A 1601-nucleotide genomic window follows, 5' to 3' on the forward strand; every position below is an offset into this window, starting at 1 on the left:
ACGGTGCCGTTGGCCAACGGCGTGCCAGGGGTGAAGCTCCAGTTGCCGCTGCCATCGGCGGTGATCTGGCCGATCGGATTGCCGCTGCCATCGGTCAGGGTCACGGTGGCGCCCGCTTCAGCTGTACCGCTGATGGTCACGCCGTTACTTGGATTGATTACTGGCGCAGCCGGCGCGCTGGAGTCGACGGTAACCGTCGCTGCCGGGCCGGTGTTGCCAGCCGGATCGCTCGCCGTGGCGTTGACCACAGTGCCGTCGGCCAGCGGTGTCGCGGGGGTGTAGGTCCAGTTGCCGCTACCATCGGCCGTTGCCTGGCCGATCGGATTACCACTGCCGTCGGTCAGGGTCACGGTGCTGTTCGGCTCGGCGGTACCGTTGATCACGGTGCCGTTGCTTGGATTGACCACCGGCGCGGCGGGTGCGAGCGAATCTACGGTGGTGCTGCCCTGCGGGCCAGTGTTGCCGGCAGGGTCCTGGGCCACGGCGTTGATGACCGTGCCATTGGCCAGCGGCGTACCGGGTGTGAACGACCAGTTGCCGCTACCATCGGCGGTAGTCTGGCCGATCGGGTTGCCGCTGCCATCGGTCAGGGTGATGGTGCTGCCTGGTTCGGCGGTGCCACTGATTTCGCTGCCATTGCTCGGTTCGACCACTGGCGCAGCCGGGGCCACCGAGTCAACCGTGGTGGTGGCCTGCGGACCGGTGTTGCCGGTCGGATCGGTCGCGGTGGCATTCACCACGGTGCCGTTGGCCAACGGCGTACCAGGGGTGAAGCTCCAGTTGCCGCTGCCATCGGCGGTAATCTGGCCGATCGGATTGCCGCTGCCATCGGTCAGGGTCACGGTGGCGCCCGCTTCAGCTGTACCGCTGATGGTCACGCCGTTACTTGGATTGATTACTGGCGCAGCCGGCGCGCTGGAGTCGACGGTAACCGTCGCTGCCGGGCCGGTGTTGCCAGCCGGGTCGCTCGCCGTGGCGTTGACCACAGTGCCGTCGACCAGCGGTGTCGCGGGGCTGTAGGTCCAGTTGCCGCTACCATCGGCCGTTGCCTGGCCGATCGGATTACCACTGCCGTCGGTCAGGGTCACGGTGCTGCCTGGTTCGGCGGTGCCGCTGATTTCGCTACCGTTGCTCGGTTCGATCACCGGTGCGGCCGGGGCCACCGAGTCAACCGTGGTAGTGGCCTGCGGACCGGTGTTGCCGGTCGGGTCGGTTGCCGTGGCGTTCACCACGGTGCCGTTGGCCAGCGGTGTGCCTGGGGTGAAGCTCCAGTTACCGCTGCCGTCGGCGGTCGTCTGCCCGATCGGGTTGCCGCTGCCATCGGTCAGGGTGACAGTGCTGCCCGGCTCGGCGGTACCGCTGAGGCTGCTGCCGTCGCTCAGGTTGATGATCGGTGCGGCTGGGGCGATGGCATCAACCGTGACGCTGGTTGGCCCGCTGGTATTGCCAGCCAGGTCCTGGGCCACGGCATTGATGACCGTGCCGTTGACCAGCGGCGTCATAGGCGTGAAGGCCCAGTTGCCACTGCCGTCGGCGGTGGTCTGGCCGATCGGGTTGCCGCCACCGTCGGTGAGGATGACCGTCGCGCCGGCTTCGGCGCT

General features: G+C 67.8%; 1 protein-coding gene. It reads right to left on the reverse strand.

Going from position 1 to position 1601, the window contains the following annotated elements; genetic code table 11:
• A partial coding sequence (locus tag FQ664_RS25695; protein ID WP_256676094.1) for an Ig-like domain-containing protein occupies window positions 1–1601 on the reverse strand: 1601 nt, incomplete at both ends.

Origin of the sequence: Pseudomonas persica, from assembly GCF_900291015.1 — a bacterium.
Taxonomy (GTDB): Bacteria; Pseudomonadota; Gammaproteobacteria; order Pseudomonadales; family Pseudomonadaceae; genus Aquipseudomonas.